The organism is Photobacterium sp. (genome assembly GCF_057456235.1).
In genome coordinates this window covers 42,971-58,752 of record NZ_JBVCPH010000017.1, presented here as the reverse complement: position 1 = coordinate 58,752, position 15,782 = coordinate 42,971, and the positions used below count along the sequence as shown (strand labels likewise).

Below are 15,782 nucleotides of genomic sequence, written 5' to 3'. Positions count from 1 at the left end.
CGGCCTACGCATGCGCAGGCCTGTTCAGCGGGCTCTACTGAAGATTACTTAGTTGCTCTCATCCAGTTTTTTTTCAACGGATTTAAGACGTTTATTCATCTCGTCAATCTTCATGACACGCGCAGCGGTTTTACGCCATTCTTTGTTCGGCTGTAAGGGGATACCTGAAGAAAACATACCTTTCTCTTCAATGCTGCGCATCACCATGCCCATACCGGTAATCGTCACGCCATCTGCGATCTCTATATGACCGTTCAGTACAGATGCACCGCCGATAATACAGTATTTACCAATTTTAGTACTGCCTGCGACAACAGTACCACCAGCCATGGCCGAACCATATCCGACCTGCACGTTATGGGCGATCTGTATTTGGTTGTCGATGATGACATTGTCTTCGATAATCGTGTCATCCAGCGCACCACGGTCAATCGTCGTACACGCACCGATTTCCACACGGTTACCGATACGAACAGAGCCCAACTGCGGGATCTTCACCCACTCGCCTTTGTCATTCGCATAACCAAAACCATCAGCACCAATAACAGTGCTCGATTGCACTAAACACTGTGAACCCAATACCACATCATGGTAAATGGTCACGTTTGCCCATAGCTTGCTGTCAGCACCGATTTTTGCATTTTTACCGATAAAGCAACCCGCACCAATCTGAGTGTTTGCCCCGATTTTTACGCCTGATTCAATCACGGCATTATGACCGATGGCAACGCCTTCACCGATGATTGCATCGTCTGCCACGTACGCAGAAGGTGCAATGCTCACAGCAGATGCTGGGGTTGTATCCAATAATTGCGCCACCAAGGCATAACCCAGGTAAGGATCATTCAGTACCAACGCATTGCCTTCAAAGTAAGACAAATCCGCTTCTTTCAACATCACTGCAGACGCTTGACACTCTGGTAGGTGTTTACGGTACTTACTGGCAGACAAGAACGTGATTTGTCCGTCCCCTGCTGTTTCCATGCCGGCAATCGATTGAATCTCAACAGAACCGTCGCCATGCAGCTCTGCTCCCAGTTTATCTGCTAATTCAGCAAGAGTAATACCAGCCATTATTTACCTTATTCTTTTGTAACTGCGGCCACCCAAAGTGGCCGTGGTGCCAAACAACCGCCTACCTGCAGGCAAAGCGGCCGTTAGATAATACATCGTTTATTTTACTGCAGAAATGACCTTCTCAGACAGGTCATCTTCAGGGTTTGCATAAAGTACAGCTTGCGCGTCGACGACCAGATCGTAGCCTTCTGTCTTCGCTACCGTCTGAATAGCCTGGCGAATTTTCATGATCAGTTTCTGCTCTTCTTCTTGGCTACGACGACGCTGATCTTCCTGCAGTGCTTTCGCCTTCAGTTTGTAATCTGAATCTAAAGACGCTAATTCACGCTGGATCTTAGTGCGATCACTCGCACTCATTAGTTCGCCGTCACGCTTCATTTTTTCAACTTTCGTCTTCATGCTTCCTTCCAGACCGCGAAGCTCATCAATGCGATCTTTAAACTCTTGACGTAGTTTCTCAGACACATTGTAGCGCTTAGCAAGCTGAGCCATCGCCTGACCCGTTGCAACATAGCCCACTTTCTGGGCTGTTTCTGCTGCATGAGCATACATCGATGATGAAAGAATAACCAAGCTAAGACTTGCCGCTTTAATCCACTGTTTCAAAAGGCTTCTCCTTAAAAATTAGAATGTTCGTCCAATAGTGAATGTGAAGAACTCTTCATCATCACCGTCGTATTTCTTGAGCGGACGAGCAATCGAGAATACGAGTGGTCCCATTGGGGACATCCACTGCAGTGCCGCACCATATGACGCACGAATTAATGACGGGTCAGAGTAGTCATGCAAAAACGTGCCGTCGTCGTCTTTTAAATCATACTCGGAATCCCAGACGGTACCGGCATCAACAAACACACTGGTCCGGATCTGGTTGCGCACTTCGTCTGAGGCAAACGGGGTCGGTACAATCAGTTCAACACTGGCTAGCGCAACTGCATTACCACCGGCCGCATCATCCGTCCCCGTCGCACAGTTATTGTTGCCACCAATCGAACTACCGGTACTACAGCCCTCGACATAAACGGCTTTCGGCCCCACCGTATTCGATCGGAAGCCGCGCAAGGTAGTGAAACCACCCGCGTAGAAGTTCTCATAAAATGGCAGCAGATGATCACTACCGTTATCAGTGCTGCCGTAGCCGTTACCGTAACCTAAGCGACCGCGCAATAACAGGCTGAAATCATGCCCTTTATTTAACGCAAAGTACTGGCGTATATCATACTGAGTCTTGAAATACTGCGCATCAGATCCGGGAACGGTCATTCGGAACGACGCCCGCTGATGGTTACCTGCCGTAGGGAAGTACCCCCGGTTCAGGTTGTTACGCGTCCAGGAGACTGACCAGTCGAAATCATCCAGTTCGATAATGTTGTCACCACGATCGAAATCATGGATCTTCTTAAACTTTTCGATCTGGTAGTATTCTTGGGTGTTCGAGATCTTGTTGTGATCATAGCCCAGGCCAAATTCGAAAAAGTTCAGCTCATCAAACGGGAACCCCCAGGTCAGGCTGGTACCATAACTCTGGTTGGTATAGTCCGAAATGTTGGCATCAGAGGCTTCAAACTCGTTGTAGTAAATTTTACCGCCTAAGCTCACTCCATCAAGGGTGAAGTATGGGTCACGATACTCCAGGCTAACGTTTTTCTGGTAATCGTTCATCATGGCATTAATGCCAAAACGATTACCGGTACCCAAGAAGTTATCCTGCTGAATACCGGCCTGGAAGCTGATACCCGATTCCGTACCAAAACCAACACCGAAGTTAATACTGCCGGCATTCGATTCTTTCACGACGTATTTTACATCGACCTGATCTTCCGAGCCCGGAACACGAACGGTTTGTACGTCGACCGTTTCGAAAAAACCGGTTCGGTTCAGACGATCTTTACCGCGCTCGACCGATTTAGAGTTCAGCCAGCTACCTTCCATCTGACGCATTTCACGACGCAGCACTTCGTCTTTGGTCGATGTGTTGCCAGAGAACTGAATATTACGTACGTAGATACGTTTACCCGGCTCAACGTTCACCAGCAGTGACACTTGCTTGTTCTCGTCATCAAAGTCAGGGATCGTAGTCACTTGCGGGTAGGCATAACCCGACTCACCCAGCTTACGCTTTACCGCTTCTTCCAGTGCTGTTACCTGAGCGCCGTTATAAATATCACTAGACTTAAACGTCACCAGCTTGTCGAATTCACTGTCGCGATCAACCAGTTCGCCTCGGAATTTCACACCTTTAATGCGATACTGATCACCTTCATTGATTTTGAGGGTGATATAAACGCCTTTCTTATCCGGTGAAATAGCAACCTGAGTCGATTCTAATTTATATTTCAGATAGCCGTTATTCAGATACTGCGAACGAAGCGCTTCCAAGTCTCCAGCCAATACCTGCTTCTGGTACTTTTCATCCGCAAGAAAATTCCACCACGGCACTTCTGCCTGAAGGTTAAATTTGCCTTTCAGCTCATCATCGCTAAAGACTTCATTACCAATGACATTAATTTGCTGGATCTGGGCTGAAACGCCTTCGGTAAACACAAACTTCAAGTCTGCGCGGTTACGAGGCAGCGGAGTGACAACCGCTTTTACGCTGGCATTATATTTACCAACGCTATAATAGAAATCTTCTAAGCCTTTCTCTATCTTACTTAGCGTGGTCCGATCGAGCGCTTCACCCATCCGAAGGTTAGACGCGTCTAAGTTTTCAGTGAGCTGCTCGTCCTTAATTGCTTTGTTACCGGAAAATGTAATATTGGCAATAGTCGGGCGCTCTAATACGTTAATTAAAATCGCATTTCCATCACGAAAGACTTTTATATCTTCAAAATTACCGGAAGCAAAAAGAGCCTGAATAATTTCTGCCACATCCCGGTCATCAACGCTATCACCTACACGGACTGGCATTTTTAACAATGCTGCACCTAATGTGACACGCTGAAGGCCTTCAAAGCGAATATCATCAACTACAAATTGTTCCGCGCTCTGCGCAACACTGCTACCAAGCAAAAGTGATGCGGCCAACAGATTTTTTATCGCCATTACTGTTCTAATTATTCCTTGCTAAAAAACGCATTTATTAAAGGCGGGTAAAATCATTGAATAGCGCAACGGCCATTAACGCAACCAAAATGGCTGATCCCACTCTATAGCCAATATCCTGAACTCGTTCGGAAACAGGACGACGTGTTATCGCTTCAATTGCAAAAAACAGCAAATGTCCGCCGTCTAACACGGGAAGCGGTAACAAGTTAACGATGCCCAAGTTGACACTTATCAAAGCCAAAAAGCCAAGGAAATAGACCATCCCGTAATCGGCTGTCATCCCTGCGCCTTTGGCAATCGATATTGGGCCACTTAAATTCTTAATTGCAATATCACCCGTCACCAGCTTACCAACCATATCAAAGGTTAAGGTGGTCAGTTGCCAGGTTTTCTCAACGGCTTTGCTTACTGCTTCTAACGGGCCAAACTGCAAATTGATCTGATATGATTCTGGCCAGGCTTCCATCTTCGGTGCAAAGCCTGCATAACCAATTATATCGCCATTAGCCAGTTTTTTTACTGCCGGGATAAGGGTCAGCGTAACGCGCTCCCCCTCACGCTCGACTTCAACCAGCATAGATTGATCCGGTTTTGAACGCACAGCCTCGACAACCTCATCCCATTTCACAATCGGCGTATTATCGATGGCAACAATCTTATCATTTAACCTTAAACCGGCAGCAATTGCTGCTCCATCATCAACAAGTTGTGAGATAGAAAGGGTAATTGGCGGTGAGTAGGGTGTGATCCCTAAGGTTGTCAGTACCCGCTCACTTTCAGGATCAAAAGACCACCCAGTCAGATCTAAAGTACGCTGAACATCATACCTGGCATCGGGTTCAGTCACCGTGATAACCATTTCTTTATCACCGATATTAGAAATCATTGCCATATTGGCAGATTCCCAATCAGCGGTTTTGATTCCTGAAATGGATTTAAGTTCCATTCCGGAGCGAATTCCTGCTTCTGCTGCAATCGACTGTGGGGCAACCTCTCCGATAACCGGACGCACAGCGGGCACCCCAATCAGGTAGACAATCCAATAAGCAACGATGGCAAAAATAAAATTGGCGACCGGGCCGGCAGCAACAATAGCACTGCGCTGCCACAACGTTTTGTTATTGAAGGCTAAATGTTGTCTGTGCTCAGGCACCTCATCGACGCGCCCATCAAGCATCTTGACATACCCCCCTAGCGGGATCATGGCCAGGGTATATTCCGTGCCGTCTTTACCCACTTTGCGCCACAGCGCTTTACCAAAGCCAATAGAAAAGCGCTCAATGTAAACACCGCATCGGCGGGCGACCCAAAAGTGACCGAACTCGTGAGCGGCAATCAAAATACCTAATGCAAGTAGAAATGCACCAAGGTTCCACAAAACGTCCATCATACTGATACCTTATGAATCACTTTACGAGCCAAAATTCGGGCCATCTTATCTAGCTCAATCACGCTTTCCAAGTCAGTCGGTACTGTCATTTGAGCTGACTCGAGAACATGCGCATTAATACGGGCAATATCGGTAAAGCTAATTTGCTTATTCAAAAATGCCGCGACCGCGACTTCATTCGCTGCATTCAACGCGGTTGTTGCCGCCTGACCTTCGTAACAGGCATCTATCGCCAGCTTCAGGCATGGATATCGGGCATAGTCCGGTTGCAGGAAGGTAAACTCACCGACCTTGCTAAAATCCAGTGGTGCGACTCCCGCATCGACCCTTTCAGGATAGGACATTGCACAAGCAATCGGGGTTTGCATATCAGGCAACCCCATCTGGGCCAATACTGAGCCATCCTTATACTGCACCATAGAATGAATAACAGATTGCGGATGAATAATCACTTGCAGTTGCTCACGGGACGCATTGAACAACCAGCGGGCTTCTATGTACTCCAGCCCTTTGTTCATCATGGTGGCGGAATCGACAGAGATTTTTGGCCCCATGGACCAATTAGGGTGGGCTATTGCCATCTCCGGTGTCACCGCTGATAATTCGGCCACCTCAGTATAGCGGAAAGGTCCGCCGGAGCCGGTTAATAAAATTTTGCTGATACCGTGCTTGTCCAGATCGCAACGCCCCATCGCTTGCTGTATTTCAGCCGGTAGACACTGGAAGATTGCATTATGCTCGCTATCAACCGGCAACAATTCAGCGCCGGAGTGCTCACAGGCATCAATGAACATCTGTCCCGACATCACCAGGGCTTCCTTGTTGGCCAGCAAAATACGCTTGCCCGCCCTGACTCCCGACATTGTCGGCAGCAAGCCCGCAGCACCGACAATCGCGGCCATGACGGTATCCACTTCGTCAAGCGCGGCGACTTTACACAGGCCATCGTCACCAGTAAAGACCTCTGTATCAAGACCATGCTGCTTAAGTAATTCTGACAATTCTGCTGCCGCTTGCGACGACGCCATCGCGGCATACTTTGGCTTCCAGGTACAGCACAACTCAAACATTTTCTGGCTGTTTGAGCCTGCGGCCAACGCAACGACATCAAATAAATCTGGGTTTTGTGCTGCGACGGCCAGCGTACTGCTTCCGATTGACCCCGTAGCACCAAGAATCGTTAACTTACGCATAAAATCACTTAATTCAGCTATGAAGGGCAGCCAGAAAACAGCTGCCTACTATATGACATTGCTTATAGTAACCAAAGATACAATAAAGCAAAAACAGGAAGGGCTGCCGTCAGGCTGTCGATACGATCAAGAATACCACCATGACCCGGCAAGAGATTACCACTATCCTTAATACCTGAGGCACGCTTAAACATACTCTCGACCAAATCACCTAGCACAGAAGCGATAACCGTAATGATGGCAATAGCAAACAATCCACCCAGGCTGGAAAACGGAATGTCCATCAGTGCAGCCCCGCCCCATGTAACTAACAGAGCCAGTGCAGCACCACCGATTAGACCTTCAATGGTTTTATTCGGGCTAACTGCGGGGGCCATTTTATGTTTACCGAAACGCTTACCTGAGAAGTATGCACCAGAATCGGCGGCCCAAACCAGACAGCAAACTAACAACACTAATTTTGCGCCATGGTATGGGCTTTCAACATAGTGAACGGCGCGGAGCATCAAGATACCCCAGAAAAAGGGGATTAAGGTAAGCAAGCCAAAAATGTATTTTAAAGAAGAAGCTTTTACCCAAAGTTTGGCACTCGACGGGTACGTTATTGCTAAAGTAGATGCAATTAACCACCAAACACCGCCCACCACTAACATGATATGGTGTGACTCGGATAATATTGATAGTGAAGTAACGTCAGACGGTATTGTCACTAAACTCAAACAGAGAGTAATCGCAGGCACTATCATGGCAGCCATACGCGATTTAGCGTCAACAAATTGTGTCCATTCCCAAAAACCGATCATGGTAATTGCCGCTAAAGCAATTACAAAGGCCGGGAAAGGTAGTAGAAATATCCCTGCAATCACCAACGGCGCGAGGATTAAGGCGGTAAAAATACGTTGCTTTAACAAGCTGCGTCCTCTCGTTTTATCATTTGTTTTATCACTATTTCAGCCTGCTTGTAGCTGTTCAACCTGCAGCTACCTTAATCAATGCGCTTTATGATAAAAAACACATTTTGCTGAATAATGGTTATTCTTGTAATAATGCTTGAATCTGCTCACCCGTGCAGCCAAAACGGCGCTCGCGGCTCACGAACCATGCGATGGCATTGGCAAAGCTATCTTCATCGAAATCCGGCCAGAGCTGCTCTGTAAAATACAACTCCGCATAAGCCGCTTGCCATAACATAAAATTACTAATTCGGCATTCGCCACTGGTACGGATCATAAGATCGACATCTGGCAGATCGGCTGTCGACATACCAGCAGCCATCATCTCTTCTGTAATATCTTCAACCGTCAGGTTATGTTCGGCAACTTGCTGCGCCAACCGTTTAGTCGCTTGCAAGATATCCCACTGGCCGCCATAGTTAGCCGCAATATTCAACACCAAGCCGGTATTGCTTGCCGTTAAGGTTTCTGACGCGAGTATCTTGTCTTGCAGACGACGGCTGAATCGACTTTTATCACCGATGACACGTAACTGAATGTTGTTCTTGTGCAGCCGTTTAACTTCACGACCTAACACGGTCATAAATAGCTGCATCAACAATGACACTTCGTCTTCTGGTCGACGCCAGTTCTCACTGCTAAAAGCAAATAAAGTCAGAGCTTTGACACCTAGGCGATTAGCCGTGGAAACGGTTTTACGTACCGCATCAACACCAGCCTTATGGCCAAACACTCGAGTCTTACCCTTCGCTTTTGCCCACCGACCATTGCCATCCATAATGACGGCAACGTGCTTCGGTAAACAGTCCACTGAAAGTGCAGTTTCGATTGGATGCTGTGCCATACATTTCCCTCAAAAAAAAAGCGCCGTACTGCACGCACAGCGCTTTAAGTCTCATAAAGCTAATTTTTATGCCGCTAGGACTGACGTCAGCGTCTTAAACTTCCATCAGCTCTTTTTCTTTCGCTTCAAGCACCGCGTCAATATTCTTAACGGCTGCGTCTGTCAGTTTCTGAATTTCGTCTTGAGAACGACGGTCATCATCTTCAGAAATCTCTTTGTCTTTGAGCAGCGCTTTAATGTCAGCATTCGCATCACGACGGATATTACGAATCGCAACACGCCCCTGCTCTGCTTCCTTGCGTACGATCTTAACCAGATCACGACGGCGCTCTTCTGTCAGCGGAGGAAGAGGAACACGAATCGTCGTACCAGCAGACATTGGGTTCAGGCCCAAGTCAGACATCATGATCGCTTTTTCGACTTTAGGCGCCAGTTCACGATCAAATACCGTGATGGATAATGTACGTGAATCTTCAGCAACAACGTTTGCCAGTTGCTTAAGCGGTGTATTGGCACCGTAGTATTCTACGTAAATTGTATCAAGCAAGCTTGGGTGTGCACGACCAGTACGCACTTTAGCCAGTTGATTTTTTAGCGCTTCAACGCTTTTTTGCATGCGTTCTTGTGCATCTTTTTGAATTTCGTTAATCACAATTAGTTCCCTTGATTATTCGGTCAAAGTAGAGGCGAAACCGCCCCATCCTGAATTAGTCGTTAGAAATCTTAGTCGTTAGAAACCTAGCTATTAGAAATCAATGTGCCTTCTTGCTCGCCCATCACCACTCGGCGAAGTGCACCTGGCTTAGTCATGTTGAATACACGAATAGGCATATTGTGGTCACGGGCCAGTGTAAATGCAGCTAAGTCCATTACTTTTAGTTCTTTTTCAAGAACATCGTTATAGCCAAGCTTATCACAAAGAACAGCATCTGGGTTTTTAACTGGATCATCAGTGTAAACGCCCTCAACTTTCGTTGCTTTCAATACAACTTCTGCTTCAATTTCAATACCGCGAAGGCATGCAGCTGAGTCTGTCGTAAAGAAAGGATTACCGGTACCGGCAGCGAAAATCACGACACGGCCCTGACGCAGCTGGCTGATCGCTTCTGCCCAGTTATAGCTGTCGCATACACCATTAAGTGGGATAGCTGACATGACTCGAGCGTTCACATAGGCACGATGCAATGCATCACGCATTGCCAAACCATTCATAACTGTGGCCAGCATACCCATGTGGTCGCCCACAACTCGGTTCATACCCGCTTCTGCAAGACCCGCACCACGGAACAAGTTACCACCACCAATAACAAGGCCTACCTGCACGCCTAATTCAACGAGCTCTTTGATTTCCTGAGCCATACGGTCAAGAACTTGTGCGTCAATGCCAAAACCTTCGTTGCCCTGTAGTGCTTCACCACTAAGTTTGAGCAAAATGCGTTGATAAGTCGGTTTAGGGTTTGTGGTCATGCGTATTACCTTCCAGGCTTAACTAAAGAGATATGGAGTTGTAAAAAGACCGCAGCCTAGGCTACGGTCTTTGGAGTTCTTATGCGAAGGATTAACCCTTCTGAACAGCTGCTACTTCTTCTGCAAAGCTCATTTCTTGAGCTTTCTCGATACCTTCGCCAACTTCAAAACGGATGAAGTTAGTTACTGTAGCGCCTTTTTCTTTCAGCATTTGACCAACAGTCTGAGCAGGATCCATGATGAATGCCTGGCCTGTCAGAGAAACTTCGCCGGTGAATTTCTTCATGCGGCCAACAACCATTTTCTCTGCGATTTCAGCTGGCTTGCCAGATTGGATTGCGATATCGATCTGGATTTGCTTTTCTTTAGCAACAACGTCAGCTGGTACATCTTCAGGAGTTACGAACTCAGGCTTAGATGCCGCAATGTGCATTGCAACTTGCTTGATTGTTTCTGCATCTGCATCAGAAGCAACAACAACACCGATACGGTCGCCGTGACGGTAAGAACCGATTTTAGCACCTTCGATGAACTCAACACGACGAATGCTGATGTTTTCACCGATCTTAGCTACAAGAGCAATACGCTGCTCTTCAAATTTAGCTTGTAGTTCAGCAACTTCAACACGGCCAGCAAGAGCAAAATCAGCTACTTCGTTAGCAAACGCAAGGAAGCTAGCATCTTTAGCTACGAAGTCTGTCTGACAGTTAACTTCTAGAATTGCAGCAATACCTTCACCTTCTTTGATGATGATTGCGCCTTCAGCTGCGATGTTACCCGCTTTTTTAGCGGCTTTAGCAGCGCCACTCTTACGCATGTTCTCAATCGCCAGTTCGATGTCAGCGTTAGCTTCAACAAGCGCTTTTTTACAATCCATCATGCCTGCGCCAGTACGTTCGCGCAGTTCTTTAACTAGGGCAGCTGTAACTGTTGCCATTGTTATATCCTCAGTTTGAATACTCGGTATAAAAATCAGGGGCCTGTTAGCGGCCCCTGTTAACCATACTTAGTTTACACAAGGTAACTTAAGATGCTCAAAGGAGCAGGCTATTACTCAGCTTCTACGAAACCGTCTTGTTCAGCTTGCACAACGATATCTTGGTTGCGAGCTTCAGTAACAGTTTGTGCTACAGCACCAGTGTAAAGCTGGATAGAACGGATTGCATCATCGTTACCAGGGATAACGAAGTCAACGCCGTCTGGGTTAGAGTTAGTATCTACTACTGCAAATACTGGGATACCCAGGTTGTTAGCTTCTTTAACTGCGATATGTTCGTGATCAGCATCGATTACAAACATTGCGTCTGGCAGGCCAGCCATGTTCTTGATACCACCAAGAGACTTCTCAAGCTTTTCCATTTCACGAGTACGCATTAGCGCTTCTTTCTTGGTTAGCTTGTCGAAAGTACCGTCAGAAGACTGTGCTTCCAGATCTTTCAGACGCTTGATTGACTGGCGAACAGTTTTCCAGTTAGTCAGCATACCACCCAACCAACGGTTGTTTACGTAGTACTGGTCACAGTTGATCGCTGCTTCTTTGATTGATTCGCTGGCTGCACGCTTAGTACCAACGAAAAGGACTTTACCTTTACGAGCAGAAATCTTGTTGATTTCAGCCAGTGCTTCGTTGAACATTGGTACAGTTTTCTCAAGGTTGATGATATGTACCTTGTTACGTGCACCGAAGATGAATGGCTTCATCTTTGGGTTCCAGTAACGAGTTTGGTGACCAAAGTGTACACCAGCCTTAAGCATGTCGCGCATTGATACAGTTGCCATTGAATATTCCTCTATGGGGTTAGGCGTCCACATATCCCATCCTACCGACCCTTTATCACCGTTCGAAACAACTCGCTGCCTCATCGAGAGAACAGCCGCATAACGAAAGAATGACGGGCACCCCGGAGCATGTGCCGATATGTGTGAGTGATTAATAAAAGTAAGTATAATTTAACTAACAGAGTCGAAACCCAATTAGCTAATTACGGCGCGCTTTATACCATATTTCATCATCAAAAATCCAGCCTAAATATATTCGAAGTCACGAAACTTGGTTTCCATCCTCAGCCCTCGCTGTTAACATATACGTAATAGTAAACCGTCATTCATAGAGAAGATTACATGAGCATCAAGATCAAAACGGCTGAAGAAATTGAAAAAATGCGCGTTGCAGGCCGTTTGGCCGCTGATGTGCTGGAAATGATCGAACCGCACGTCAAGGCGGGGGTCACGACAGAAGAACTTGATCGCATCTGCCACGATTACATCACTCAAGAGCAAGGTGCCATTCCCGCTCCGCTGAACTATCACGGTTTCCCTAAGTCAGTTTGCACCTCAATTAACCACGTTGTTTGTCACGGTATTCCTAGCGACAAAGATGAAGACGTGAATGGAAAGTACAACAAACCGGCAATATTGAAAGACGGCGATATCCTTAATATCGACATTACCGTGATCAAAGACGGTTACCACGGCGATACCTCTAAAATGTTTGAAATCGGTGAAGTATCACTGGAAGACAAACGTCTTTGCCGGGTGGCACAAGAGAGCCTGTACCTGGCCATCAAAAAAGTGAAGCCGGGTACCACGCTGGGTGAAATCGGCACCGCCATTCAGAAATTCATCAAAAGTGGCAACAGCCGTTTTTCTATCGTCAAAGACTACTGCGGCCATGGTATTGGTAGCGAATTCCACGAAGAGCCACAAGTTGTCCACTACAAGAACAACGATCGTACCGTACTGAAAGCGGGCATGTGTTTCACTATCGAACCGATGATCAATGCCGGTAAGTTTGGCTGCGTCTCAGATGAAAATGATGGCTGGACGGTCTACACCGTTGACGGTAAGAAATCTGCCCAGTGGGAGCACACCCTGCTGGTCACTGAGACCGGTTGTGAAATTCTGACCTTGCGTAAAGACGATACCCTGCCCCGCATTCTGTAAGTCAGACCACCGAATACGTCATTCCCTAAACAAGCCGGCAAATTGCCGGCTTTTTATTTATTGTTATCCGGTTATAGTAAGAACAAGCATTTTTACTCTATGGCACGGACTGCGATGACTGACACTTCCTCGGCTCTTCAGGCTTTTTCATCTGAATCCCTCACGCAAGAGAACTTGCGAACGGCACTCGAGCGCTTTTCTGAACAACAAAAGCAACTGTTTCTGCGGCATACCCCAATCACGGATTTGGTGCATGCGCGCTCGACATTTATCGACCAGCTGCTGATCCGCCTGTGGCAACATTTCGGCTTTGCTCAAAAAACGGATCTTGCCCTTGTGGCCGTGGGGGGGTACGGGCGAGGCGAGCTGCACCCCTTGTCTGATGTTGACATTCTCGTGCTCAGTGAACAACCGCTGGATGAAGCAACGGGAAAAATCGTCAGTGAGTTTCTGACCTTCCTGTGGGATTTGCGGCTGGAGATCGGCCATAGTGTCCGCACCGTTGCTGACTGCGTTGAAGTCGGCCTTGCCGATCTTACCGTCGCAACCAACCTGACTGAAGCCCGGCAGCTGTGTGGCAATGAAGCGCTATTCCAGTGTCTGCAGGAACAAGTAAACTCCGGTAAATTCTGGCCCAGTGAAGACTTTTACCGCGCCAAGCTGAAAGAGCAAAAAAGACGTCATGCCCGTTACCATGACACCACCTATAACCTCGAGCCCGATATAAAATCCAGCCCGGGCGGTCTGCGTGACATCCATACCTTAAGCTGGGTGGCACGGCGCCATTTTGGTGCCACTAACCTGTTAGAAATGAGTCGATACGGCTTCCTGACTGATGCTGAATACCGTGAACTGGTAGAGTGCCAGGACGCCCTATGGCGGATCCGCTTTGCCCTGCATATCGAATTGCGCCGCTATGACAATCGCCTTACCTTTGCCCACCAACCTTCAGTCGCCGCAAACCTCGGCTACACCGGCGAAGGAAACCGCGCTGTCGAAATGATGATGAAAGAGTTCTACCGCACTTTGCGCCGGGTGTCAGAACTCAATAAGATGCTGCTGCAGCTGTTTGATCAGGCGATTCTCGACAGCGGTAAAACCGCCGAGACAATCAGTCTTGATGAGGATTTTCAGCTTCGAGGCCATTTGATCGAGGCAACCAAACCTGCTCTCTTTCAGGCTCGTCCGGAAACCATTCTCGATATGTTCATGCATATTGCACAAAATTCTGACATTGAAGGTATTGCAGCACCGACTTTGCGTCAGTTACGGACTGCACGCCGACGATTAAATCGTTTTTTGGTTGAGATCCCAGCAGCCAGAGAAAAATTCATGGAACTGGTCCGCCAGCCTAATGCATTGCAAAAAGCCTTCCGGCTGATGCATCGCCATGGTGTTTTAGCCGCCTACCTGCCGCAGTGGAGCCAGATCGTCGGACAAATGCAGTTTGATCTGTTCCACGTCTATACCGTCGACGAACACAGTGTTCGCCTGCTCAATAACCTCAATAAGTTCAATGATCCGGAGAATCGGCAACTTCACCCAATCTGCTGCGAAGTCTATCCGCGGCTTATCAAAAAAGAGAGCCTGATCTTAGCGGCAATTTTCCATGATATCGCCAAAGGCCGCGGTGGTGATCATTCTGAATTAGGTGCCACAGAGGCGTATAATTTCTGTCTGCAGCATGGTCTTTCCCGCCCCGAAGCAAATCTGGTAGCGTGGTTAGTTAAACAACATCTGCTGATGTCGGTCACTGCCCAGCGCCGGGACATCTATGATCCGGAAGTGGTGTCCGAATTTGCTAAAGAAGTCCGTGATGAAGAACGGTTAGATTACCTGATCTGTCTGACGGTGGCTGACATTTGCGCCACCAACCAGGATCTATGGAACAGTTGGAAGCGTACCCTGCTTTCCGAACTCTATTATGCAACTCAGAAAGCACTTCGCCGCGGACTGGAAAACACCCCGGATGTTCGTGAACGTATCCGCCATAATCAGCAGCTTGCCTCGGCAATATTACGCAGCAAGAACTTTGCCCCCCGGGAAATTGAAGTACTATGGCAACGCTTTAAGGCCGATTACTTTCTGCGCCACACTCACAATCAGATAGCCTGGCATGCTGAAGCGATCCTGACCCATAAGGACAATGACAAACCCCTGGTCCTGATCAGAAAAAAAGCGACCCGGGGCGGTACCGAAGTCTTTGTCTACAGCAAAGACAAAGCGAAGTTATTTGCCATTGTAGTTTCTGAGCTGGGTAAGAAGAACCTCAGCGTCCATGATGCACAGATCATGAATAGCAAAGACGGTTACGCCCTCGACACGTTTATGGTGTTAGACCCGAGCGGGAAAGCCATTTGCGAAAACCGCCACCACTCGATACGTCGCGCTCTGATCAAAGCCCTGACGCACATGAAATCGGAACGCAAAAATAAACGAGCTTCTCGTCAGCTGCAGCACTTTAATGTAAAAACCAGAGTCGATTTCTTACCGACTAAAACCGGCAAGAAAACTACGATGGAATTGGTTGCGTTAGATATGCCAGGGTTACTCGCGAGGGTTGGATCCGTTTTTGCCAAGCAGAAGATCAGCCTGCAGGCCGCCAAAATTACCACTATTGGCGAACGGGCTGAAGACTTCTTTATTCTGATCAATGAACAGGGCACTCAATTGACAGCCGAACAGCAGCAGCAATTGAAAGAAGCGCTCATCGCCAAGCTTGATTCACCCGATTAATGCCGATTGGTATAAAACCAGCTCCTGAGCATCTGAATCTCTGATGCTCAGGGGATGCGCGATCTTGCCCACACTCTCACCGCCCACATCAAGAAATTATCACTGGTTCTTGCTACAGTGGCGGTATATTC

At 47.6% G+C, this 15,782-nt stretch carries 13 protein-coding genes; 2 read left to right on the top strand and 11 right to left on the bottom strand.

All coding sequences use genetic code 11. The annotated features are described in order from the left end of the window. Positions 1–48: 48 nt before the first annotated feature. The 11 genes from lpxD to rpsB form a co-directional block, all read right to left on the bottom strand. On the bottom strand, positions 49–1,074 hold the full coding sequence (gene lpxD / locus AC2204_RS17225) for a UDP-3-O-(3-hydroxymyristoyl)glucosamine N-acyltransferase (RefSeq protein ID WP_318926908.1): 1,026 nt from the start codon (positions 1,072–1,074) through the stop codon (positions 49–51). 99 nt (positions 1,075–1,173) lie between these two features. Further along, positions 1,174–1,683: an OmpH family outer membrane protein gene (locus AC2204_RS17220; protein WP_318926907.1), complete on the bottom strand. Its 510-nt coding sequence runs from the start codon at positions 1,681–1,683 to the stop codon at positions 1,174–1,176. A gap of 18 nt (positions 1,684–1,701) precedes the next feature. Next, positions 1,702–4,122: an outer membrane protein assembly factor BamA gene (bamA, locus tag AC2204_RS17215; protein WP_318926906.1), complete on the bottom strand. Its 2,421-nt coding sequence runs from the start codon at positions 4,120–4,122 to the stop codon at positions 1,702–1,704. Between the two features lie 37 nt (positions 4,123–4,159). Next, positions 4,160–5,515 carry a sigma E protease regulator RseP gene (gene rseP, locus AC2204_RS17210; RefSeq protein WP_318926905.1) on the bottom strand — a complete coding sequence of 452 codons (1,356 nt, stop codon included), beginning with the start codon at positions 5,513–5,515 and terminating at the stop codon, positions 4,160–4,162. Continuing rightward, a complete protein-coding gene (gene ispC, locus AC2204_RS17205; RefSeq protein WP_318926904.1) occupies positions 5,512–6,708 on the bottom strand; it encodes a 1-deoxy-D-xylulose-5-phosphate reductoisomerase in 1,197 nt (398 codons plus the stop codon). The genes rseP and ispC overlap by 4 nt, the downstream gene beginning before the upstream one ends. 62 nt (positions 6,709–6,770) lie before the next feature. After that, positions 6,771–7,619 carry a phosphatidate cytidylyltransferase gene (locus AC2204_RS17200; protein WP_318926903.1) on the bottom strand — a complete coding sequence of 283 codons (849 nt, stop codon included), beginning with the start codon at positions 7,617–7,619 and terminating at the stop codon, positions 6,771–6,773. A gap of 121 nt (positions 7,620–7,740) precedes the next feature. Beyond that, positions 7,741–8,505 (bottom strand): undecaprenyl pyrophosphate synthase, encoded by a 765-nt coding sequence (uppS, locus tag AC2204_RS17195; RefSeq protein ID WP_318926902.1) that lies wholly within the window; start codon positions 8,503–8,505, stop codon positions 7,741–7,743. Between the two features lie 94 nt (positions 8,506–8,599). After that, positions 8,600–9,157 carry a ribosome recycling factor gene (gene frr / locus AC2204_RS17190; protein WP_318926901.1) on the bottom strand — a complete coding sequence of 186 codons (558 nt, stop codon included), beginning with the start codon at positions 9,155–9,157 and terminating at the stop codon, positions 8,600–8,602. Positions 9,158–9,243: 86 nt separating this feature from the next. Then, entirely contained in the window at positions 9,244–9,972 is a 729-nt protein-coding gene (gene pyrH / locus AC2204_RS17185; protein WP_107285019.1) for a UMP kinase, read from the bottom strand. 91 nt (positions 9,973–10,063) lie between these two features. Next, the gene (tsf, locus tag AC2204_RS17180) at positions 10,064–10,909 is read right to left on the bottom strand and encodes a translation elongation factor Ts (protein ID WP_318926900.1); all 846 of its coding nucleotides are present in this window, start codon (positions 10,907–10,909) and stop codon (positions 10,064–10,066) included. Between the two features lie 113 nt (positions 10,910–11,022). Further along, positions 11,023–11,751 (bottom strand): 30S ribosomal protein S2, encoded by a 729-nt coding sequence (rpsB, locus tag AC2204_RS17175; RefSeq protein WP_107285017.1) that lies wholly within the window; start codon positions 11,749–11,751, stop codon positions 11,023–11,025. Between the two features lie 342 nt (positions 11,752–12,093). On the opposite strand from rpsB, the gene map reads away from it, so the two are divergent. Then, positions 12,094–12,915: a type I methionyl aminopeptidase gene (gene map / locus AC2204_RS17170; RefSeq protein ID WP_318926899.1), complete on the top strand. Its 822-nt coding sequence runs from the start codon at positions 12,094–12,096 to the stop codon at positions 12,913–12,915. Positions 12,916–13,029: 114 nt separating this feature from the next. Further along, the gene (glnD, locus tag AC2204_RS17165; RefSeq protein ID WP_318926898.1) at positions 13,030–15,651 is read left to right on the top strand and encodes a bifunctional uridylyltransferase/uridylyl-removing protein GlnD; all 2,622 of its coding nucleotides are present in this window, start codon (positions 13,030–13,032) and stop codon (positions 15,649–15,651) included. The last annotated feature ends 131 nt before the right edge of the window (positions 15,652–15,782 follow it).

What these genes read in the sequence shown, in the direction of transcription:
- ispC (WP_318926904.1), bottom strand. Translation starts at nt 6,708, where the DNA reads ATGCGTAAGTTAACGATTCTTGGTGCTACGGGGTCAATCGGAAGCAGT.
- lpxD (WP_318926908.1), bottom strand. Translation starts at nt 1,074, where the DNA reads ATGGCTGGTATTACTCTTGCTGAATTAGCAGATAAACTGGGAGCAGAG.
- rpsB (WP_107285017.1), bottom strand. Translation starts at nt 11,751, where the DNA reads ATGGCAACTGTATCAATGCGCGACATGCTTAAGGCTGGTGTACACTTT.
- map (WP_318926899.1), top strand. Translation starts at nt 12,094, where the DNA reads ATGAGCATCAAGATCAAAACGGCTGAAGAAATTGAAAAAATGCGCGTT.
- uppS (WP_318926902.1), bottom strand. Translation starts at nt 8,505, where the DNA reads ATGGCACAGCATCCAATCGAAACTGCACTTTCAGTGGACTGTTTACCG.
- tsf (WP_318926900.1), bottom strand. Translation starts at nt 10,909, where the DNA reads ATGGCAACAGTTACAGCTGCCCTAGTTAAAGAACTGCGCGAACGTACT.
- rseP (WP_318926905.1), bottom strand. Translation starts at nt 5,515, where the DNA reads ATGATGGACGTTTTGTGGAACCTTGGTGCATTTCTACTTGCATTAGGT.
- bamA (WP_318926906.1), bottom strand. Translation starts at nt 4,122, where the DNA reads ATGGCGATAAAAAATCTGTTGGCCGCATCACTTTTGCTTGGTAGCAGT.
- pyrH (WP_107285019.1), bottom strand. Translation starts at nt 9,972, where the DNA reads ATGACCACAAACCCTAAACCGACTTATCAACGCATTTTGCTCAAACTT.
- glnD (WP_318926898.1), top strand. Translation starts at nt 13,030, where the DNA reads ATGACTGACACTTCCTCGGCTCTTCAGGCTTTTTCATCTGAATCCCTC.